Source organism: Allobosea sp. 67-29 (genome assembly GCF_001898115.1).
Lineage (GTDB): Bacteria > Pseudomonadota > Alphaproteobacteria > Rhizobiales > Beijerinckiaceae > Allobosea.
This window is the reverse complement of the sequence record NZ_MKSQ01000023.1, coordinates 85,759-106,187: the sequence shown is the minus strand read 5'-3', so window position 1 is coordinate 106,187 and position 20,429 is coordinate 85,759. Positions and strand designations below refer to the sequence as shown.

The 20,429-nt window shown below is 68.1% G+C and carries 15 protein-coding genes; 3 read left to right on the top strand and 12 right to left on the bottom strand.

The window, feature by feature from the left end:
- Positions 1-26: 26 nt before the first annotated feature.
- Complete coding sequence (locus BGO20_RS17405) at positions 27-1,265, bottom strand: MFS transporter (protein ID WP_291660468.1); 1,239 nt, start codon at positions 1,263-1,265, stop codon at positions 27-29.
- Between the two features lie 95 nt (positions 1,266-1,360).
- Between BGO20_RS17405 and BGO20_RS17400 the strand changes: the two genes are divergently transcribed.
- Positions 1,361-2,335, top strand: coding sequence for an AraC family transcriptional regulator (locus BGO20_RS17400; protein WP_291660467.1), 975 nt, complete (start codon positions 1,361-1,363; stop codon positions 2,333-2,335).
- A gap of 3 nt (positions 2,336-2,338) precedes the next feature.
- On the opposite strand, the gene ligA is transcribed toward BGO20_RS17400, so the two are convergent.
- Positions 2,339-4,507, bottom strand: a complete 2,169-nt coding sequence (gene ligA / locus BGO20_RS17395) for an NAD-dependent DNA ligase LigA (protein WP_291660466.1) — start codon at positions 4,505-4,507, stop codon at positions 2,339-2,341.
- Positions 4,508-4,721: 214 nt separating this feature from the next.
- Here ligA and BGO20_RS17390 point away from each other — a divergent pair, with 214 nt between their 5' ends.
- A complete protein-coding gene (locus tag BGO20_RS17390; protein WP_291660465.1) occupies positions 4,722-5,513 on the top strand; it encodes a DUF2189 domain-containing protein in 792 nt (263 codons plus the stop codon).
- Positions 5,514-5,799: 286 nt separating this feature from the next.
- Here the strand turns inward: BGO20_RS17390 and BGO20_RS17385 are convergent, their stop codons facing one another.
- Entirely contained in the window at positions 5,800-7,851 is a 2,052-nt protein-coding gene (locus tag BGO20_RS17385; protein ID WP_291660464.1) for a DEAD/DEAH box helicase, read from the bottom strand.
- Positions 7,852-8,078: 227 nt separating this feature from the next.
- Here BGO20_RS17385 and aidB point away from each other — a divergent pair, with 227 nt between their 5' ends.
- Entirely contained in the window at positions 8,079-8,903 is an 825-nt protein-coding gene (gene aidB / locus BGO20_RS17380; RefSeq protein WP_291660462.1) for an AidB family quorum-quenching N-acyl homoserine lactonase, read from the top strand.
- On the opposite strand, the gene recN is transcribed toward aidB, so the two are convergent.
- The 9 genes from recN to murC form a co-directional block, all read right to left on the bottom strand.
- Positions 8,904-10,583, bottom strand: coding sequence for a DNA repair protein RecN (recN, locus tag BGO20_RS17375; protein ID WP_291660460.1), 1,680 nt, complete (start codon positions 10,581-10,583; stop codon positions 8,904-8,906).
- 60 nt (positions 10,584-10,643) lie between these two features.
- Positions 10,644-11,504, bottom strand: a complete 861-nt coding sequence (locus tag BGO20_RS17370) for an outer membrane protein assembly factor BamD (protein ID WP_291660851.1) — start codon at positions 11,502-11,504, stop codon at positions 10,644-10,646.
- Between the two features lie 229 nt (positions 11,505-11,733).
- Positions 11,734-12,681: a UDP-3-O-acyl-N-acetylglucosamine deacetylase gene (gene lpxC, locus BGO20_RS17365; protein ID WP_291660458.1), complete on the bottom strand. Its 948-nt coding sequence runs from the start codon at positions 12,679-12,681 to the stop codon at positions 11,734-11,736.
- Between the two features lie 289 nt (positions 12,682-12,970).
- Positions 12,971-14,656 (bottom strand): cell division protein FtsZ, encoded by a 1,686-nt coding sequence (ftsZ, locus tag BGO20_RS17360; RefSeq protein WP_291660457.1) that lies wholly within the window; start codon positions 14,654-14,656, stop codon positions 12,971-12,973.
- Positions 14,657-14,779: 123 nt separating this feature from the next.
- Positions 14,780-16,075 (bottom strand): cell division protein FtsA, encoded by a 1,296-nt coding sequence (gene ftsA / locus BGO20_RS17355; RefSeq protein WP_291660850.1) that lies wholly within the window; start codon positions 16,073-16,075, stop codon positions 14,780-14,782.
- 32 nt (positions 16,076-16,107) lie between these two features.
- Complete coding sequence (locus BGO20_RS17350; protein WP_440142740.1) at positions 16,108-17,076, bottom strand: cell division protein FtsQ/DivIB; 969 nt, start codon at positions 17,074-17,076, stop codon at positions 16,108-16,110.
- Complete coding sequence (locus BGO20_RS17345; protein ID WP_291660454.1) at positions 17,043-17,957, bottom strand: D-alanine--D-alanine ligase; 915 nt, start codon at positions 17,955-17,957, stop codon at positions 17,043-17,045. The genes BGO20_RS17350 and BGO20_RS17345 overlap by 34 nt, the downstream gene beginning before the upstream one ends.
- Positions 17,958-18,055: 98 nt before the next feature.
- Positions 18,056-18,982, bottom strand: coding sequence for a UDP-N-acetylmuramate dehydrogenase (gene murB, locus BGO20_RS17340; protein ID WP_291660452.1), 927 nt, complete (start codon positions 18,980-18,982; stop codon positions 18,056-18,058).
- A gap of 39 nt (positions 18,983-19,021) precedes the next feature.
- Complete coding sequence (murC, locus tag BGO20_RS17335) at positions 19,022-20,425, bottom strand: UDP-N-acetylmuramate--L-alanine ligase (protein ID WP_291660451.1); 1,404 nt, start codon at positions 20,423-20,425, stop codon at positions 19,022-19,024.
- Positions 20,426-20,429: the final 4 nt, after the last annotated feature.

The window sequence follows — 20,429 nt, the reverse complement described above, 5'->3', positions numbered from 1 at the left end:
TCTGTTCTATCGGCCTGCCGATAGGGTCAGAGGGCGTGGGCCGCGGCTCCGACGCGCTCGGGGCTTTTCCCTCCGAGCAGCAGCACGCCGAGCCCCCCAACCAACGTTGCGATCATCGCGTAGGCCATCACGCCGAGCGTCCCGAAGCCGTCGACCAGCAGCCCGCCGAACACGGCGCCGCTGGCGATCGCAACCTGGAAGGCAGCGACGAGCAGGCCACCGGCCGACTCGGCCTCGTCCTCCGGCGCAACGCGCACCAGCCAGGTTTGAAAGCCGACCGGCAGCGCGCCGAAGGCAAAACCCCAGAGCCCGACGGCGACGGCCGAGGCGATCGGTGATGTCCCGATCAGGAGCAGACTCGCGCCCATCAGCGCAATCGCGAAGGCGCCGAAGATCACCGAGGCCTTGGCGCTGCGCGCCGTGATCGCCCCGCCCAGCAAGTTGCCGAAGAACCCACCGACGCCATAGGCCAGCAGCACCAGCGAGATCGCCTCGACGGAGAGCTTCGGGATCTGTTCCAGGAACGGGCGGACATAGGTGAAGCCCGCGAAATGCCCCGAGATCACCACGACGATGCCGGCGAGGACGAGAGCGATGCTGGGCTGGCCGAGGAGGCGGAACAGCGTGCGGATATCGGGCGAGCCGCGCGCCGGCAGCCGTGGCAGCACCGCCATCTGGACGATGAGCGTCACCACGCCGATCAAGGCCGAAAGCCAGAACACGAAGCGCCAGCCCATCAGGTTGCCGATATAGGCGCCGATCGGCGCCGCGCTGACGGTTGCGACCGAGACGCCGGTAAAGATCAGTGACATCGCCTTTGGCAGGGCGCTCGGCGGCACCAGCCGCATCGCGGTCGCAGCGACCATCGACCAGAACGCTCCGAGCCCGATTCCGAGCAGTACGCGGGCGAACAGCAGCGTCGGCAGGTTGGTGGCGATCGCGGCGATGGCGCTTGACAGGATCAGCAGGCCGGTGAGCGACCAGATCACGACGCGGCGGTCGATGCCGCGGGTGACGATGGCGGCGGCGAGGCCGGCAATGGCGCCGACCACGGCCGTGGCCGTGACCGCCTGCCCGGCGGCGCCGACCGAGACGCCGATGTCGTTAGCCATCGGCGTCAGCAGGCTGGCGGGCAGGAACTCGGCCGTGACCAGGCCGAAGACGCCGAAGGTCAGCGAGACGACCGCGGCCCAGGCGGGCCTTTCGCGGGTCTCGTCCTGCGTGTCATCGAGTTGAAAGGAGGGAGCGGATAGAGCGTCAGACATGGGGTTCTCCATGAAGTCGCCGGAAGATGGGAGTAGCGCCATGGAGTTTCCATGCTATATAATCCGCATCTCATGACTGTTCGTCCAGGATTGCGATGACCGTTCCCGTCGACCATCTGACCGAGATGCTCCGCGGCCTGAGGCTCGACGGGGTCGATTACAGCCGCTGCCAGATGGCCGCGCCCTGGGGCGTCGTCTTCCCCCAGACCCATGAGGCCTATTTCCATTTCGTCTCGCGCGGGAACTGTTGGCTGAAGACTTCCGCGGGCGAATGGCTGGAGCTGCAGGACGGCGACGCCGTGCTGCTGCCGCGCGGCGGCGGCCATGTCCTCGCCAGTTCGCCGGAGGTCGTGCCCTCCCCTCCCTGCAACTGCCGGGTGCGCGAGTTCTACGGCAATATCTTCGATGTCGAAGGCGGCGGCAGCGGCGAGCACATGCTGGTCTTCACCGGCCGCATGACCTTCAATGTGGATACCGGCCACCCGCTGCTCAGGCTGATGCCGGATTTGATGCGGATGTCCGACTTCATCGCCAACGAGCCCGGCATCCCGCATCTGCTCGAGGCGATGGGTCAGGAGGTCGCGCTGGACCGGGTCGGCGCCGGCGGCATCATGGCGCGCCTCGCCGACGTGCTGGCCGCGACGATCATCCGCGCCTGGGTCGAAAGCGGCTGCGGCACCAGCAAGGGCTGGGTCGCGGCGGCGCGCTGCCCGCAGATCGGCAAGGTGCTCGCGGCGGTCCACGCCCATCCCGAAACCGACTGGACGGTCGAAAGCCTGGCGGAACTGATGGGCGCCTCGCGCTCCGGCTTCGCCCAGCGCTTCGCCGAGGTGGTCGGCGAGACGCCGGCGCGCTATGTCGCGCAGGTCCGGATGCATCAGGCGAGGCAATGGCTCGCCCGCGACAGGCTGCGGATCGCCATCGTGGCTCAGCGCCTCGGCTACGAGTCGGAAGCCTCGTTCAGCCGCGCCTTCAAACGCATTACCGGCGCCGCGCCAAGCCAGGTGAGGTCGGCGGGCGAAGCGCCGCCAGCGGCAATGTTCGGACCGTCCACAGAGGCGGCGGAATAATCCTCACCCACCGACCAGATCGAACCAGCCGGCCTCGTCGATCACCTCGACGCCATGCTTGGCCGCATCCTTGAGCTTCGAGCCGGCACCCGGCCCCGCGACCAGCAGATCCGTCTTCGACGAGACCGAGCCCGCCACCTTCGCCCCCAGCCGCTCCGCCATCGCCTTGGCCTCGTCGCGGGTCATCCGTTCGAGCGCGCCGGTGAAGACGACCGTCTTGCCCGCGACCGGACTCGTCGTGGTGACCGCCTCCAGCGGCTGCGGCTGAACCTGCTCCAGCAGCCGGTCGAGCAATGCCTGGTTGTGCGGCTCGCCGAAGAACTGCAGCAGCGCCTCGACGACGGTCGGCCCCACGCCGTCGATCGCGTCCAGCTCCTGCCGCTGCGGCGAGGCCGGGTCGGCCGCGGCGGCGACCGCCTCCCGCAACGCTTCGAACGAGCCGTAGTTGCGGGCGAGCAGCCGCGCATTGGTCTCGCCGACATGGCGGATGCCCAGCCCGAAGATCAGCCGGTTGAGCGGCGGCGTGCGCGCGGCCTCGATCGCCTCGAACAACTTCCTGACGCTGACAGCACCGAAGCCCTCCTTGTCCTTGAGCTTCTTGAAATTGGCCTCGTCGCGCCGGGCGAGCGTGAAGATGTCGGCGGGCTCTTTCACCGGCAGGTCCGGATCGGTATGGAAGAACTCGATCTGCTTGTCGCCGAGCCCGTCGATGTCGAGCGCATCGCGCGAGACGAAGTGCTTGAGCCGCTCGACCGTCTGCGCCGCGCAGATCAGTCCGCCGGTGCAGCGGCGCACCGCGTCCTCCTTGCCCGAACGCGGATTGTGCTCGCGCGTCGCATGGCTGCCGCAGACGGGGCAGAGCGTCGGGAACTCGTACGGCTTCGAATCCGCCGGCCGCTTCGTCAGATCGACAGCCTCGACACGCGGGATGACGTCTCCCGCACGCTTCACCGTCACCGTGTCGCCGATGCGGATATCGACTCCGTCCCGGATGGGCAGCCCCTTCGAATCGAAGCCGCGGATATAATCCTCGTTGTGCAGCGTCGCATTGGTCACGACGACGCCACCGACCGTGACCGGCTTGAGCCGCGCAACCGGCGAAAGCGCGCCGGTACGGCCAACCTGGATGTCGATGGCTTCGAGGATCGTCGTCGCCAGCTCCGCCGGGAACTTGTGCGCGATCGCCCAGCGCGGCGCCCGCGAAACGAAACCGAGCCTGGCCTGCAGCGCGAGATCGTCGACCTTGTAGACCACGCCGTCGATATCGTAGCCGAGGGTGGCGCGCTGGCTCTCGATCAGCCGGTACTGCGCGACCATCTCGGCCACGCTCTCGCAGCGCTTCATCAGCGGATTGGTGCGAAAGCCCCAGCGCTTGAAGGCTTCGACCACGCCCATCTGGGTCGCAGCCGGCAGCACCGGCATCTCGCCCCAGGCATAGGCGAAGAAGCGCAAGGGCCGCGAGGCGGTGATGCTCGCGTCGAGCTGGCGCAGCGAGCCGGCGGCGGCATTGCGCGGATTGGCGAATTCGGGCAGCCCCCTCTCGCGCTGGCGCTCGTTGATCCCGGCAAAATCGGCATGGCCGAGATAGACCTCCCCGCGTATCTCGGCGATCTCCGGCACGCCCGGCCCGGTCAGCGCCTGGGGAATCTCGGAAATGGTGCGGGCATTGACGGTGACGTCCTCGCCCTCCTCGCCGTCCCCGCGCGTCGCGGCGGTTACGAGCTCGCCCCGCTCGTAGCGCAGCGACAGGGAGAGCCCGTCGATCTTCGGCTCGGCGGTAAAGGCGATGCCGCCGGCGTCTTCCTTGCGGCCGAGAAAGCGGTAGACGCGTGCCGCGAACTCCGCGACGGCCTCATCCGAGAAGGCGTTGTCGAGCGACAGCATGGGTACGCGATGGCGAATCTTCGCGAACTTGCCGGAAGGCCTCGCACCGACCGTCCCGCTGACGCCACCCGCCTCCTTCAGCTCCGGAAAGGCCGCCTCCAATGCGACGAGCCGCCGACGTTTGGCGTCATACGACGCATCGTCCATGATCGGCTGGTCTTCCTGGAAATAGGCATCGTTCGCCGCCTGGACCTCGGCGGCCAGTCGCTTGTGCTCGAGCTTCGCTCGGCGCGGAGTCAGGTCCGCTACCGGCGTTTCAGGAGAGGCGGTGTCGTCGACGTCGCTCATGCGGGAAGCATTAGGCGAGAAGCCGCTGACGAGGAAGGGCAGCAGTCTCCTGCGCGGCGTGCGTCTCACATCTGCGCGAAAGGTTGCGGCAAATCCCGTCGCCGCGTGTATAGTTCCGAGGCTGGGAATTGGAAGCTCGACGCCGGACGGCCGTTGACACCAAGGAACATGTCGACGGCTTTTGGCGAACCGGGCCGGAACCGGGAGTTACGCCATGGCCAATCTCGACGGCACCATCCATCACATCGGCAGGGCCGCGGAACCGCAGGTCCGCACCATCACGACGATGGACCTGCGCGATGCGCTCTGGCGCGGCTGGGAGGATTTCAAGGCGCAGCCGAGCCATCTCGTCTTCATCGCCCTGATCTATCCGGTCGCCGGCGTGCTGCTGGGGCAGATCACCGTCACCTACAACATATTCCCGCTGCTCTTCCCGCTGCTCGGCGGCTTCGCCCTGCTCGGCCCCTTCGCCGCGATCGGCCTCTACGAGATCAGCCGGCGGCGCGAACAGGGGCTGGATTCGTCCTGGCGCCATGCCTTCGAGGTCCTGCAATCTCCGGCCATCGGCCAGATCGTGCTGCTCGGGCTGATGCTGACCGGTCTGTTCCTGGCCTGGCTGGCTTGCGCCTGGCTGATCTACCGCGCGCAGCTCGGCTTGCCGGCTGACGTTTCGACGGCGGAATTCCTGCGCGCCACCTTCACCACCTTCAACGGCTGGGTGATGATCATTCTCGGCAATTCGATCGGTCTGCTCTTCGCCATCCTCGCCTTCGCGATCTCGGTCGTCTCCTTCCCGCTGATTATCGACCGGCATGTCGATGTGCCGACAGCGGTGCGCACCTCGATCGCGGCGGTCGAGGCCAATCCGCGGGTGATGATGTATTGGGGCCTCGTCGTCACGGGGCTTCTGGTGCTCGGCTGCCTGCCGGTGCTGGTCGGGCTGGTCGTGGTGATGCCGGTGCTCGGCCACGCGACCTGGCATCTCTACCGCAAGGTGGTGGCCTGAGCCGCCGCGCCGTCAGCGCAGGATGACGAGCCGGACGGGTGTCATCCCGCCCGGCCAAGCTCCGCGCCGAGCGGAACCTTTCACCGCCGAAAGCGGTTCACCCCCAGAAATCGTGCCTCGCGGCCGATCTAGTCAGGGGGTTTTCATGAACAATATCATCTATCTTGTCGGCCTCATCGTCGTCGTCCTCGCGATCCTCTCGTTCCTCGGCCTGCGTTGACGGGCATGGAGAGGAGCGGCGGCCTTCGCCGCCGGAGGCCGGGCGCGGGCGATCGGGTTTCGACGATCAGCCGCGGCGCGGAGGTTTGCCCTTGCCGAAAGGCTTTCCGGCCGGGCGGCCGCCGCCAGGACGCTCAGCCTTGCCCGGAAAGCGCTTTTCCTTCGGGTTGAATGTCTTCTTGCCGGCGGGACGGCCTTCTCCGCGATCCTCATACGGCTTCCGTTCGCCGGTTTCGCGGCCGGCAGCCGCTCGACGCGGCCCGGCTGCGTCGCGTTCGTCGAAGCGATCGCGCGCCCGGTAGGGCGCCGCCGCCCGCTCCGGCTTGCCCGCGCGGTCGAACTTGCCGCCGCGCGCCGGCCTCTCCCCGCTGTTGTCGTCATCCGCGCCCGGCTTGCGCGAAGGCGCGCGCCGCTCGGCAGGCTTGTCCTCGAAAGAGCGCGCAGCGCGCCGCTCCTCGGTTGCCGGCTCGATCGTGATCCGGTCGCGATCCGACACCTTGGCGGATTCGTAGAAACGATCGGCGACATCCGCGTCGATCTCGACCTTGGTCTCGCGGTCGAAGATGCGGATGGCACCGACCTCGTCGCGGGTGATGCGTCCGCGCCGGCACAGCATCGGCAGGAGTTGGCGCGGGTCGGCGCCCTGCTTGCGGCCGATATCGAGCCTGAACCAGACCGTGTCGCCGCGCGGCCCGGACGCCTTGCGCGGCCGTTCGCCGTCATCCGCCTCGCGGCCTGCACCGAAGGGCCGGCGCTGCGCGGCATAATCCTCATTCGAGCGGGGAGCCCGCCGCTCCTCGCGGCCGAAGCCCGGATCGGCCGCTTCCTCGGCGGCCGGCAGGCGCGAGCGATAGAGCCTGACGAGCGCGGCCGCGATTTCGCGCGCCTCGCGGCCCGCCATCAGCGCCTCGACCATGCCGGCATCGTCCTCGCCTTCCTCGCCTTCGAGCAGCGGGTCCTTCAAAAGCCGTTCCTGATCGAGCGCGCGGATTTCCTCGGCGGTCGGCGGACCGATCCAGTCGGCCTCGACCTTGCCTTCCAGGAGCAGCCGCTCGGCCTTGCGCCGGCGCGAGGGCGGCACCAGCAGCACGCTGGTGCCCTTGTTGCCGGCACGGCCGGTACGGCCCGAGCGATGCTGCATCACTTCGGAGTCGTGCGGCAGTTCCGCATGGATCACCAGGTCGAGACCGGGCAGATCGATTCCGCGGGCCGCAACGTCGGTCGCGACGCAGACCCGGGCCCGGCCGTCGCGCAACGACTGCAGCGCGGCATTGCGCTCGTTCTGGCCGAGCTCGCCGGAGAGCGCCACGGCCGTGAAGCCGCGCTCCAGCAGGATCGCTTCGAGATGGCGCACGGCGTTGCGCGTGTTGCAGAAGACGAGCGCCACCGGCGCATCATGGAAGCGCAGCAAGTTGACGACCGCCAGCTCCGCTTCCTTGGGATAGACGCGCACGGCCTTGTAGGCGATGTCGGCATGGCCGCGCGCCGCGGCCTGGACCTCGATGCGCAGCGCGTCGTGCTGATAGTTCTGCGCGAGCTGGATGATCTCCTTCGGGAAGGTCGCGGAGAACAGCAGGCTGCGGCGGCTCTCGGGCGCGCTCTTCAGGATGAATTCGAGATCGTCGCGGAAGCCGAGATCGAGCATCTCGTCGGCTTCGTCGAGCACGACGGCCTTGAGCTCCGACAGGTCGAGGCGCCGCCGCTCGATATGGTCGCGCAGGCGCCCGGGCGTCCCGACGACGATATGCGCGCCCTCCTCGAGCAGCATCGCCTCGCGGCGCGGATCCATGCCGCCGACGCAGGAGATCACGCGCGCGCCTGCCTGGGCATAGAGCCAGGCCAGTTCGCGCTGCACCTGCAAGGCGAGTTCGCGCGTCGGCGCGATGATCAGCGCCAGCGGCTGCTCGGCGCGGCCGAGCTTCTCGGCACCGTCCAGCAGGGTCTCGCCGATGGCGAGCCCGTAGGCGATGGTCTTGCCCGAGCCGGTCTGCGAGGAGACCAGCAGGTCGCGCCCGCGCGCGCCCTCTTCCAGCACGGCGCTCTGCACCGGCGTGGGTTCGGAATAATTGCGGTCGGCGAGCGCGCGCGCGAGCGGCGGGCTCGTGAGGGAAAAGGACATGCGGAAGGCCTGGTTCTACGGCTCGAAACGCGAAACGTCGCGAAACTGGGGACGGGAAAGCGGTGCTGACAGCACCTGCAGGCCGTCGATCGAAAGCGGCTCATAAAGCAAAGCGACACAAAAGGAAATGGCGGAACCGAGCGCCGACCGCAGGACTGCTCCTTGCCCGGCGGCGTTGCCGATGCCCGACGCCCTCGGCTAGGTCGACGACAGACAGGAGGCGCCCGATGAACGCTCAGACTCTTCACTTTGCCGGATATGACGTCGTCACCTTGCTCGACGGCATCTTCGAAGCCCCTGCGGACATTCTCGTTCATCAGGGCGGAGAGACGGCCCGGGCCGAGGCCATCGCTCGTTTCGGGCAGCCGAAGATCAGCATCGACGTCAATTGCTTCCTGCTGCGCGGGCCCGGCGGCATCACGCTCGTCGATGCGGGCACGGGCAGCGCCTGGGGCGAAGCGCTCGGCCATGCCCGCGCCGCCATGCAGAAGGTAGGGGTCCGGCCGGACGACGTCGACCGGGTGCTGATCACGCATCTTCACGGCGACCACGCTCTTGGCCTGTTCGATGGCGGGGAGCCATGGCTCCCCCGGGCGGAGGTGATCGTGCCGCAGGCCGATTTCGGCTACTACAGCGACGAAACCAACCGCGCCGGGACACCGGAGCGCAAACGCGGCGCCTTCGACATCACCGCGACGCTGCAGCGCCTCTATGGCGGCCGCGTCCGTGCCGTGGGGCCGGGCGCCGTGATGCCCGGCATCGAGCTTCTCCCGCTGCCGGGCCACAGCTTCGGACATAGCAGCTACCTCGTCGGCGACGACGCGAAAGCCTTGCTTCTCTGGGGCGATGCGCTGCATCTCGGGGCATTGCAGGCTGCCGATCCCGATATCGGCGTGGTCTATGATCTCGATGCCGCCCAAGCGGCGCGCTCGCGCCGGGAGATCCTGGAGCGCGCCGCCGCGGACGGCTGGACGGTCTCCGGCGGACATATCACCGGCTTCCAGCAGGTGCGCCGGCAAGGTGCGGGGTATCGGCTCGTCCCGATCGGCTGATCAGCCGCGCAGTGCGGCCTCAAGCAGACGCCGCGCCGCCGCCCGCGCCTCTTCCGTGATCGAGGCGCCGGCGAGCATCCGGGCGATCTCCTCGCCTCGAGCCTGATCGGCCAAGGCCTCGACCCTGGTGACGGTACGCGATGCATCGCCTTCGCCGGCCGATTTGGCGATCAGGAAATGGCGCCGGGCCTTGGCCGCGACCTGCGGTGCGTGGGTCACGGAGATCACCTGCACCCGGTCCGCGAGCCGTGCCAGCCGCTCGCCGATCGCATCCGCCACCGCGCCGCCGACACCGGTATCGATCTCGTCGAAGACCAGCGTCGGAGCCGAACCACGCTCGGCGAGCACGACCTTGAGCGCGAGCATGAAGCGCGAGAGCTCGCCGCCGGATGCGACCTTCATCATCGGCCCCGGCCGCGTGCCGGGGTTAGTCTCGACCCAGAACTCGATCCGGTCGAAGCCTTCCGGGCCACGCGCCGTCTCGTCGCTCTCGATGCGGGTGATGAAGCGCGCCCGTTCCAGCTTGAGCGGCGGCAGCTCCGCCTTCACGGCGAGGTCGAGGCGAGAAGCCGCCCCCCGGCGCGCCTGCGAGAGCGCCTGCGCTCCGGCCAGGAAAGCAGCCTCGGCGGCTTGCATCTCGGCTTCCAGGCGGCCGAGCGACGATTCGCTCTCGTCGAGCGCCGCAAGGTCGCTCGCCATAGTTTCCGCAAGAGCCTTGAGCCCGTCCACCGGCACGTCGTATTTGCGCCCCGCGGCGCGCAGCGCGAACAGCCGCTCCTCGACGCGCTCCTGCTGGCGGGGATCGTATTCCGCGGCGCGCATCGCCACCGCGAGCGCCTCCCCGGCCTCTTCCAGCGCGATGATCGCGGTGTTGAGCGCCGCCAGCGACGGTTCGACCAGTTCGGGGGCCTGACCCGCGCGGCGCTCGAGCCGGCGGAGCACCGCCGCCAGCGCTGGCATCGGCGAGCCCTGACCGCCGACGGATTCATGGGCCTCGCTGAGGTCGCGCGCGACCTTCTCGGCTTGCATCATCGCCTGGCGCGTCGCGGCGAGTTCGTCCTCCTCGCCGGGTTTCGGCGCGAGCTTGCCGAGTTCCTCGACCGCATGGCGCAGGAAATCCGCCTCCTTGCGCGCCGCCTCGACACGTAGCCGCTGCGCCTGCAAGGCTTGTCGCGCACGTTTCAGCCGCTCACTCGCTTCGGCGACGTCCTGCGCCTGCCCCTCAAGCCCGCCGAACCCGTCGAGCAGGGCGCGGTGCTGGGCCGGGTCGGTCAGAGCCCGGTCGTCATGCTGGCCGTGGATCTCGACGATCGCCGAACCGATCGAGCGCAGTATCTGGACCGAGACCGGCTGGTCGTTGACGAAGGCGCGGGTGCGCCCGTCGGCATACTGCACGCGGCGCAGGATCAGATCGCCGTCGGTGTCGATCGCCTGCGCCTCGGCGAGCTTGCGCGCCGCGTGATCGAGCGGCAGGTCGAAGACGGCGCTGACCTGGCCTTGCGCCTCGCCGTGGCGGACGAGCGAGCCGTCGCCCCGCCCGCCGAGCGCCAGCGCGAAGCCATCGAGCAGGATCGACTTGCCGGCACCGGTCTCGCCGGTCAGCACGCTCAGCCCCTCGCGGAAGCTCAGGTCGAGCCGGTCGATCAGGACGATGTCGCGGATCGAGAGCTGCGCCAGCATGGCGCTCAGCTCAGACTTTGGAGCCGGCGGGGATGTCCGCAGCGGGGCATGCGCGGGCTATCAGAAGCGCAGCCCGACGATGCCGCCGACCGCGCGCTGGAAGCCGTCGAAGGCCCGGCTGATATAGGACCCGCGATCCTCGCGCGGCTCCAGTCCGTGGCTCTGCAGCAGCGTGTAGGCGTCCTTGTACCACGGGCTGTCGGGGAAATTGTGCCCGAGCACCGCGGCGGCGGTCTGCGCCTCGTTGGTGATGCCCATCGCCATATAGGCTTCGGTGAGGCGTTCCAGCGCCTCCTCGACATGGCGGGTGGTCTGGTACTTGATGATGACCTCGCGGAAGCGGTTGACCGCCGCGGTATAGTTGCGCCGCTCGAGATAGTAGCGCCCGACATTCATCTCCTTGCCGGCGAGCTGGTCCTTCGCCACCAGGAGCTTTTCCCGGGCGTCGACCACGTATTCCGACTTCGGATAGCGGCCGATCAGTTCCTCGAACGCCTGGATCGCCTGGCGCGTCCGTTCCTGGTCGCGAGTCGTGTCGGGGATCTGGTTATAGTAGGACATCGCCAGGATGTACTGGGCATAAGCCGCGTCCGGGCTGGCCGGGTTCTGGGCGATGAAGCGCTTCGAGGCGGTGATCGCCTCTTCCCACTTGTTCGCCTGGAAATTGGTGTAGGCCGTCATCAGCAGGCCCTTGCGGGCATAGGGCGAGAACGGCGCCGTCTTGTCGATGTCCTCGAACCGCTTGGCAGCCCCTTCGCTGTCGCCGTTCTGCAGGCGCGCGAGACCTTCATTGTAGAGTTTGTCGGCCGGCGTGGGCGGTGTCAGGTCCGGCTTGTAGACCTCGGGCTTGTCGAAGGGATTGAGCGAGGACAGCGTATCGCAGCCGCCAAGCAGCATGGCGGCACCGAGCGCCAGGGCCATGCCCTTGCGCGGGGATAGGCCGCGATGGATTGCCGGAAGGCTTTGCCGCGTCACGCTCACGTCGTCCGTCCTCTTTCGCTTCGTCCCTGCCTGCGGGAAGCATGCCTTACCTCAGACGCTTCCCACGCGCCACTGCCGAAAGCCGGTCATGGCACGATTCCGCAGCACTGCGGCATCTCGGACAAAAACCGGGCGAAGGAAAGGCGAAGCCGCGTTTGCCGCTGCGATTTCAGTGGAGATCGGGCGCGTAGGCCGCCGGAGCGACCGCGGCCATCTGCACGGCGCGGGCCGGAGCGAAGACCGGCTGGGATTCGACGATCGCGAAGTTCGCGCGATCGGCGAACAGCGCCTCGAGGATGCGGACGTTCATGCGGTGACCGCCGCAATAGGAGCGGAACTCGCCAATGATCGGGTAGCCGGCGAGCGCGAGGTCACCGATGGCGTCGAGCACCTTGTGACGCACGAACTCGTCACCATAGCGCAGGCCCTCGGGATTGATGACCTTGTCCTCGCCGATCGCGACCGTGTTGTCGAGCGACGCTCCCTGCGCGAAGCCCGCCTTCCAGAGCTGCTCGACATCGCGCATGAAGCCGAAGGTCCGCGCCTTCGAGATCTCGCTGGCATAGGCTTGGGCCTCGAGATCGAAGATCTTACGCTGCCGGCCGATCACGGCCGTGTCGAAATCGATCTCCACATCGAGCCGAAAGCCCTGCTCGGCCGGCGCCAGCTCGGCAAAGGCGCGACCCTGCTCGATACGGACGGGCTGGAGAACCTTGAGATAGCGGCGCGGTGCGGCGAGCGAGACCATGCCGGTCGCTTCGATGGCGCGGACGAACTCGATGGCACTGCCGTCCATGATCGGCATCTCGGGACCGTCGATCTCCACCAGCACGTTGTCGAGGCCGAGGCCCGAGCAGGCCGACATCAGGTGCTCGATGGTCGAGACAGATGCCGGGCCGCGGTCGCCGATCACGGTGCAGAGCTCGGTGGCGCTGACCTTCGTGTGCTTGGCGTGGATGAGTTGGGGCGGCATGCCCTCGATGCCGGTGCGCAGGAAGACGACGCCCGAATTGGCGCTGGACGGCTTCAGGCAGATGCTGGCGGGCGCGCCGGAATGGACACCGATCCCGGTGAGGGTCACTGCAGCCCGCAGGGTCGTCTGCCGATCGAAATTCATTCCGTTATCCAATCCCGGTCACCGCGGACCGCCCCCGGGGCGACGATCTCTGGCGGCGACATGTCCGAACCCGGCACCAGCCGAATCCGGTATGCTCATCCTTGATGCGGCCGCAACATAGGCCCTCGCGGCAGCCGATCAAAATCACGCTTTCTTTCGCTGTGTTACAGTCGGAAGGATCGCGCGTGGGAACAATAACAGACTGAAAGATAACGATTTTTTAACGTGCAAAACCCGCCGCGCGAATGGCGCGACGGGCATTGTTGCAATGCCGTGAGAAAGCCGGTTTTCAGTTCGCCTGACGGCGGAGGAAGGCCGGAATCTCCAGATGATCGTCCTCGGTGCGGGCGGGCGCCGCACGACCGTGCGGATCAAGCTGACCCTGGGCCGGGCGCGAGACCGGCTGGGCAGGGCGGCGCATGTATTCGGCATGGGCAGCGCTCGGAGCCGCGGCCTGCGGCATGGCGGGAGCCTGCCGTGCCGGGACGGGCGCCTGCGCGGGAGCTTCGGCCTCGTCCTCCTTCCGGCCGAAGCCGACCGAGGCGAGACGCTGCATCAGCGACATCCGCTTCTGCTCGGCGGTGGGCGCCTGCGGCACGGGCTGGGCACCGCGCTGGGCATGCAGCTGGGCCTGGCCCGGAGCCGGCAGGTCCTCGATCCGCGGCATGCGGGTCGGGCGCACTGCCCGCTCCGGCATCGGCGGGATGAAGCTCTCCTCGAGATGCAGGCTCGGCTCGGCCGGAGCCGTCGGCTGCGGAGGCGGCGCGGCGACCATCACCGGGCGCGGCTGCACCGGCTCGATGCGGATGTCCTGCAGCTGCGCGGCCGGCGCCGGCTCGGCGGCGGGCGCGACACGGGCCGTTTCGACCACCGGCATGGCGGCCGGCTGCGGCGCCGGGCGGGCGGCCTGCGGAGTGGCGGTCGAGCGCAGGCGGGCTTCCTGCTTCAGGCGCTCGGCGACCTGTGCGATGCGGGCCTCGGTCTCGTCGACCTCGCCGACCTGCGAGATCGGCTTGTCGATGCCGGTGGCGACGACGGAGACGCGCACGGTGCCTTCAAGCGATTCGTCGAAGGTCGCGCCGACGATGATGTTGGCCTCGGAATCGACCTCCTCGCGGATGCGGGTGGCGGCCTCGTCGACCTCGTAGAGCTTCATGTCGCGCCCGCCGGTGATCGAGATCAGCAGGCCGCGCGCGCCCTTCATCGAGATGTCGTCGAGCAGCGGGTTGTTGATCGCGGCCTGGGCCGCAGTCAGCGCGCGCTTCTCGCCCTGCGCCTCTCCGGTGCCCATCATCGCCTTGCCCATGCCGCGCATCACGGCGCGCACGTCGGCGAAGTCGAGGTTGATCAGGCCGGGGCGGACCATCAGGTCGGTGATGCAGGCGACGCCGGAATAGAGCACCTGGTCGGCCATGCCGAAGGCGTCGGCGAAACCGGTGGTCTCGTTGGCGACGCGGAACAGGTTCTGGTTCGGGATGACGATCAGCGTGTCCACGGCCTCGTTCAGCTCGGCGATGCCGGCCTCCGCCATGCGCATGCGGCGCTGGCCCTCGAACTGGAACGGCTTGGTCACGACGCCGACGGTCAGGATGCCCATGTCGCGAGCGACCCGGGCAATGGCCGGAGCAGCACCGGTGCCGGTGCCGCCGCCCATGCCGGCGGTGATGAAGACCATATGCGCGCCCGCCAGGTGATCGCGAATCTCGTCGATGACTTCCTCGGCCGCGGCCCGGCCGACTTCCGGCTGCGAGCCGGCGCCGAGGCCCTCGGTGACCTGCAGGCCCATCTGGATGATGCGCGAGGAGCGCGACAGCGCCAGCGCCTGGGCGTCGGTGTTGGCGCAGACGAAGTCGACGCCGTCGAGGCCCGCCTCGATCATGTTGTTGACCGCATTGCCGCCCGCGCCGCCGACACCGAAGACCGTGATCCGGGGCTTGAGTTCCCGGATGTCCGGGGCTTGCAGATTCATCGCCATGATTGCCTCTTCTGATCCCTTTGACCGGCGCCTGGCGGGAGCCGTCTGATTGCTACGTTTGACGCCGTGCCCACCGGAGCGGGCGGTACTCACTCAAATCTCGAACCCGGCTTTAGCCGCGTCCTAGAAACTGTCCTTCAGCCACCGCCCGACGCGCGAGAAGTAGCCGTCCGTCCCGGTCGCGAAATAGCGCCCGCCGGCGGCGCGCGGTTCGAAATGCTCGACATGGGCGACCTGCGGGTAGACCAGCAGGCCGACCGCTGCGGAGAAGGCTGGGCCCTTGCCCGCCTCGGGCAGGCCCTTGATGCCGAGTGGCCGCCCGGTGCGGACCTGGCCGCCGAGGATGCGGCGCGCCACTTCCGGCAGGCCGGTGAGCTGGCAGGCACCGCCGGTCAGGACCACGCGCCGCCCTGCCTGGGCCGAGAAGCCCGCATGGGCCAGCCGGTCGCGCACCAGTTCGAGGATTTCCTCGACGCGCGGCTTGATGATCCGGATGAGATGCGACTTGGCGAGGTGGTTCGGCATGTCGCGCTCGTCATCGTCGACCTGCGGCACGGCGATCATGTCGCGCTCGTCGGAGGCGCTCGCGATGCAGGAGCCGTGCAGCGTCTTCAGCCGCTCCGCCGCGGAGACGCGGGTGGAGAGGCCGCGCGCAACGTCCATGGTGATGTGGTTTCCGCCGACGGCGATGGCGTCGGCATGCATCATATGACCACCGGAAAAGACGCCGAGGCTCGTCGTGCCGCCGCCGAGATCGACCACGACCACGCCCATCTCCGCCTCATCGTCGACCAGCACCGACAGGCCAGAGGCATAAGGCGTTGCGACCACCGCCTCGACTTCGAGATGGCAGCGCTCGACTGCGAGCATGACGTTGCGCGCCGCCGCCGCCTCGCTGGCGACGACATGCATGTCGACCGAGAGCTTGCCGCCGATCAGCCCGCGCGGATCGAGCACGCCCGGCACGCCGTCGAGCGCATAGCCGGTCGGCAGCGCATGGAGCACGGCCTTGCCGGGGCGGATCGCATGGGTCGCTGCCGTGGCGAGCACGCGCTTGATGTCGGCATCGCCGACCGAGCCGGAGCGCAGGTCGACGCCGGCGGCATAATGCTGAGAGCCGATGCGCCCGCCGGTGAGGTTGACGATGACCGACTGGACCTCGACCTTGGCCATGCGCTCGGCGGCGTCGACGGCGGCCCGGATGGCGCGCTCGGCGCTTTCCAGGTCGATGATCGCCCCGCCCTTCAGGCCGAGCGAGCGCTGATGGCCGATGCCGATGATACGGGCGACATGGGTGCGCCCGCGCAGCCGTTCGTTCGCCTCGGCCGGGTTGAGCTCGGCGATCAGGCAGACGACCTTGCTGGTGCCGATGTCGAGGATCGAGAGCGTCGCGCTCTTGCGCGCCGAGAGCGGGCGCATGCGCGGCGTCAGACCCTGGGAGGTGAAGTGGTTCACGCCTCCCCTCCCTTCTTCTTGGCCTTGTTGCGGTTCTTCAGCATTTCGGCACGCGCTGCAGCCGCCTCTTCGGAGAGTCGTGCCACCACCCGGTCGGGCTGGCGCAGATCGAGCGCCAGGATGTCCTTGTCCAGGATGCGGTCGCTCTCCTCTAGCGAAACAAGCCGCTGCATCGCGACTTCGGGCTTGGTCTCGGGCAGACGCACATCCATGCCGTTGTCGAGCTTGATGTCCCAGCGCCGATCGGAGACCAGCATGCCGGCGCGGATATGCTCGGCCAGCGGCCCGGCTTGCTTGCGCAGCTCGAGATACTCGCTGGCGCGATTGTTGGCGTTCTTGCCGACGACCAGCGGCAGATAGGCGAAGCGGCCGTCATCCATCTTGTCGATCACCGTGCCATCGGCCGCGATGACGAAAAGCTCGCCCTTGACCTGCCAGAGCGCGTAGGGCTCACGCTCGGTCAGCGAGATCGAGATCTCGCCGGGATACAGCTTGCGGACCTGAGCCTCGCGAATCAGCGGGTTGGCTTCGAGCTGGCGGCGCGCCGCATCGGCGTCGAAGAACACCAGCGAGGTCTTGGCATCGATGCCAGCGGCGACGAGCACCTCCTGCTCCGACAGCCCCCAGAGCCCCGAGATCGTAACCCGGTCGATGCCGAATCCGAGCATGCGCGCGATGATGTGCCGCGGCTCGCCATAGGTATCCTGCATCGCCTGATACTGCCCGCCGATGACGAAGCCTGAGCCAAGGCTGAGCGTGAGGAAGCCGAGGGCGAGCCAGGAGCCGATGCCGCGCGGCACCCGCTCCGCCAAGGGCTGGACCGAGCGCCGCTGGCGGCGCAGCCAACGCCCCTGCCGCTCGCTGCCGATCAGCAGTTGCGGGCCGGTCGCCGCGACCGGCAGGCGCGAAGAGGGTTTCGCCTTCATCGCATTCACCGATCGAGGGAGGCGTCCTGCACCATCCATTTGACGAGCTCACCGAAATTCAGGCCCGCATGGGCAGCCAGTTCGGGCACCAGGCTGGTCTCGGTCATCCCGGGCTGCGTATTGACTTCCAGCCAGACGAGCGTGTCGGTCTCGTCGTCGTAGCGAAAGTCAGATCGGCTGACGCCCCGGCATCCGATTGCTTGATGCGCCGTTAACGCACACTCTTCGATCTGCTGGTAAATTTTCGGTAAAATTTGAGCCGGGCAGATGTGAATCGAGCCGCCTTTGGCGTACTTCGCGTCGTAGTCGTAAAATTCGCCGGTTGCGGCTTGTATTTCGGTCACACCCAAGGCCCGGTCGCCCATGACGGCACAGGTCAGCTCGCGCCCGGCGATGAAGGTCTCCGCGAGCAGCATCTCGCCGCAGGGCCAGTCCGGCCGGGCGATCTCCTGCGGCGGATGCTCCCTGTCCCTCTTGACGATGACGACACCGACGGAGGAGCCCTCGTCGATGGGCTTCAGCACATAGGGCGGCGGCAGCACATGGCTCTTGGCGGCGGCGAAGCGCGAGACGTTGACGCCGTGCGCGACCGGCACCCCTGCCGCCTTGACGACCGTCTTCGCCCGGTCCTTGCGGATCGCCAGCGCCGAGGCCAGCACGCCGGAATGGGTATAGGGGATGCGCAGGATCTCGAGCACACCCTGGATCGTGCCGTCCTCGCCGAAGCGGCCATGCAGGGCATTGAAGGCGACGTCCGGCCTCAACTTCGCCAGCACCTCGGCGATGTCGCGCTGCACGTCGACGCGGGTGACGCGATAGCCTTGGCCTTCCAGCGCCCGCGCGCAGGCCGCTCCGCTGTTGAGGCTGACCTCCCGCTCGACGGACCATCCGCCCATCAGCACTGCAACATGTTCGACCATCGGAGCCCCGCGCCGCTGCGTTGGGTCCAACCTCGTTAAACATGGTTAACAGCGCGTTAACCGGCGCGTGCTCCGGTTACCGCCGCGCGCCGAAGTGGTTACGCCGCAATCCCGAGCCGCTTGATCTCCCATTGCAGCTCGAAGCCGGAGTTCTCCTTGACCCGGCGGCGAACCTCCTCGCCGAGCCCCTCGACATCGGCCGCCGTCGCGCCGCCGGTGTTGATCAGGAAATTGCAATGCATCTCCGAAACCTGCGCCCCGCCGACGCGCAGACCGCGGCAGCCCGCGGCATCGATCAGCTTCCACGCCTTGCCGCCCTCGGGATTCTTGAAGGTCGAGCCGCCGGTGCGCTCCTTGATCGGCTGGGCCGCCTCGCGCGCCTGCGTCACCCGGTCCATCTCGGCCTGGATCGCGACCTGATCGCCCGGCCTTCCCTGGAACAGGGCGGAGGTGAATATGATGTCGCGGGTAGAGGCCGCGCTGTTGCGATAGGTGAAGCCCATCTGCGCGTGGCTGAGCGTGACGAGTTCGCCCTTGCGGGTGACGCCGCGCGCCGAGACGAGCACATCGGTGGTCTCGCCGCCATGCGCGCCAGCGTTCATGCGCAGCGCGCCGCCGATCGAGCCGGGAATGCCACGGTAGAAGGCGAGGCCGTCGAGCGCGGCATCGGCCGCCGCGCGGGCCACCTTGACGTCCGGAACCGCCGTTCCGGCGCGCAGGCGGCTGTCCGGCTCCGGGGCGATCTCTGTGAAACCCTTGCCACCGAGCCGGATGACGAGCCCGGGAATGCCCCCGTCGCGCACGATCAGGTTGGAACCAAGCCCGATCACCGTGACCGGGATCTCCTCGGGCAGCCGGCCGAGCAGATAGGCGAGGTCTTCCTCGTCCGCCGGCGTGAACAGAAGCTGCGCCGGCCCGCCGACGCGAAACCAGGTCAGGGCCGAAAGGTCCTGATTGGCGAGGAGCCGCCCCCGAAGAGCGGGCGCGGCGGCGCGGATGTCGGAGGTGAGGTCCTGGAATGCCATGGCGTCGCTTTAGCCTGTGCGCAATGCAGCGGGAAGGCCTCAGCCCAGCGCGGCCAGTTCCCCCGGCAGCGCATAAGCCCATTGCGTGATGTTGCCGGCGCCGAGGCAGACGACGTAGTCGCCCGGCCCGGCCAGCTCCGCCACCATGCCGGCGAGCTTGTCGGGCGCCTCCAGTGGCAGCACATGGCGATGGCCGCGTGCCTTGATGCCCGCGGCCAGCGAATCGCGATCGGCGCCCGAGATCGGCGCCTCGCCTGCCGCATAGGTATCGGCCACGATCACCGTGTCGGCATCGTTGAAGCAGGCGGCGAAATCGTCGAACAGGCTCGACAGGCGGGTGTAGCGATGCGGCTGCACGATCGCGATCACCTTGCTCTTCGTCGAGGCGCGCGCTGCCTTCAGCACGGCGGCGATCTCGACCGGATGATGGCCGTAATCGTCGAAGATCAGCGCGCCGTTCCACTCGCCGGTCTTGGTGAAGCGGCGCTTGACGCCGCCGAAGCCGGCCAGCGCCTCGCGGATCCGCGGCACGGGAATGCCGAGATCATAGGCGACCGCGATCGCGGCCGTGGCGTTCAGCGCGTTGTGATGGCCGGGCATCGGCATCACGAGGTCGCGGATCACTTCGTCGCGGCCGGTCTTGCGGTCGCGGATCAGCAGCGTGAATTGAGCCTGCCCGCCCGAGAGATCGATGTCGATCAGGCGGAAATCGGCCTGCGGGTTCTCGCCATAGGTGACGACGCGGCGGTCGGTGATCTGGCCGACCAGTCCCTGCACCGTCGGATGGTCGATGCACATCACCGCAAAACCGTAGAACGGCAGGTTCTCGACGAAGGAGCGGAAGGCCGCCTTGATCGCATCGAAGGTGCCGAAATGGTCGAGATGCTCGGGATCGATATTTGTGACGATCGCCACGTCGGCCGGCAGCTTCAGGAAGGTGCCGTCGGATTCGTCGGCCTCGACCACCATCCAGTCGCTCTCGCCCATGCGCGCATTGGTGCCGTAGGCGTTGATGATGCCGCCATTGATCACGGTCGGGTCGAGCCCTCCCTTCTCCAGCAGCGTCGCGACCAGCGAAGTCGTGGTGGTCTTGCCATGGGTGCCGGCGATGGCGACGCAGCTCTTCAGCCGCATCAGCTCGGCCAGCATCTCGGCCCGGCGGACCACCGGCAGGCGCAACTCGCGCGCGGCGAGAAGCTCGGGATTGTCGCGCTTGATCGCGGTCGAGACCACGACGACCTCGGCCTCGCCGAGATTCTCCGCCTTGTGCCCGACGAAGGTGGTGATGCCCTTCTCCGCCAGGCGCTTCACATTCGCGCCGTCGGAGGCGTCCGAGCCCTGCACCTTGTAGCCGAGATTGTGCAGCACCTCGGCGATGCCGGACATGCCGATGCCGCCGATGCCGATGAAATGGATGGAGCCGAGCTTCGGCGGCAGCTTCATGGTC

What these genes read in the sequence shown, in the direction of transcription:
- BGO20_RS17400 (WP_291660467.1), top strand. Translation starts at nt 1,361, where the DNA reads ATGACCGTTCCCGTCGACCATCTGACCGAGATGCTCCGCGGCCTGAGG.
- BGO20_RS17390 (WP_291660465.1), top strand. Translation starts at nt 4,722, where the DNA reads ATGGCCAATCTCGACGGCACCATCCATCACATCGGCAGGGCCGCGGAA.
- BGO20_RS17405 (WP_291660468.1), bottom strand. Translation starts at nt 1,265, where the DNA reads ATGTCTGACGCTCTATCCGCTCCCTCCTTTCAACTCGATGACACGCAG.
- ftsZ (WP_291660457.1), bottom strand. Translation starts at nt 14,656, where the DNA reads ATGGCGATGAATCTGCAAGCCCCGGACATCCGGGAACTCAAGCCCCGG.
- ftsA (WP_291660850.1), bottom strand. Translation starts at nt 16,075, where the DNA reads ATGCGCCCGCTCTCGGCGCGCAAGAGCGCGACGCTCTCGATCCTCGAC.
- murC (WP_291660451.1), bottom strand. Translation starts at nt 20,425, where the DNA reads ATGAAGCTGCCGCCGAAGCTCGGCTCCATCCATTTCATCGGCATCGGC.
- murB (WP_291660452.1), bottom strand. Translation starts at nt 18,982, where the DNA reads ATGGCATTCCAGGACCTCACCTCCGACATCCGCGCCGCCGCGCCCGCT.
- recN (WP_291660460.1), bottom strand. Translation starts at nt 10,583, where the DNA reads ATGCTGGCGCAGCTCTCGATCCGCGACATCGTCCTGATCGACCGGCTC.
- lpxC (WP_291660458.1), bottom strand. Translation starts at nt 12,681, where the DNA reads ATGAATTTCGATCGGCAGACGACCCTGCGGGCTGCAGTGACCCTCACC.
- BGO20_RS17350 (WP_440142740.1), bottom strand. Translation starts at nt 17,076, where the DNA reads ATGGATGGTGCAGGACGCCTCCCTCGATCGGTGAATGCGATGAAGGCG.
- BGO20_RS17370 (WP_291660851.1), bottom strand. Translation starts at nt 11,504, where the DNA reads ATGGCCCTGGCGCTCGGTGCCGCCATGCTGCTTGGCGGCTGCGATACG.
- aidB (WP_291660462.1), top strand. Translation starts at nt 8,079, where the DNA reads ATGAACGCTCAGACTCTTCACTTTGCCGGATATGACGTCGTCACCTTG.
- BGO20_RS17345 (WP_291660454.1), bottom strand. Translation starts at nt 17,957, where the DNA reads ATGGTCGAACATGTTGCAGTGCTGATGGGCGGATGGTCCGTCGAGCGG.
- BGO20_RS17385 (WP_291660464.1), bottom strand. Translation starts at nt 7,851, where the DNA reads ATGTCCTTTTCCCTCACGAGCCCGCCGCTCGCGCGCGCGCTCGCCGAC.
- ligA (WP_291660466.1), bottom strand. Translation starts at nt 4,507, where the DNA reads ATGAGCGACGTCGACGACACCGCCTCTCCTGAAACGCCGGTAGCGGAC.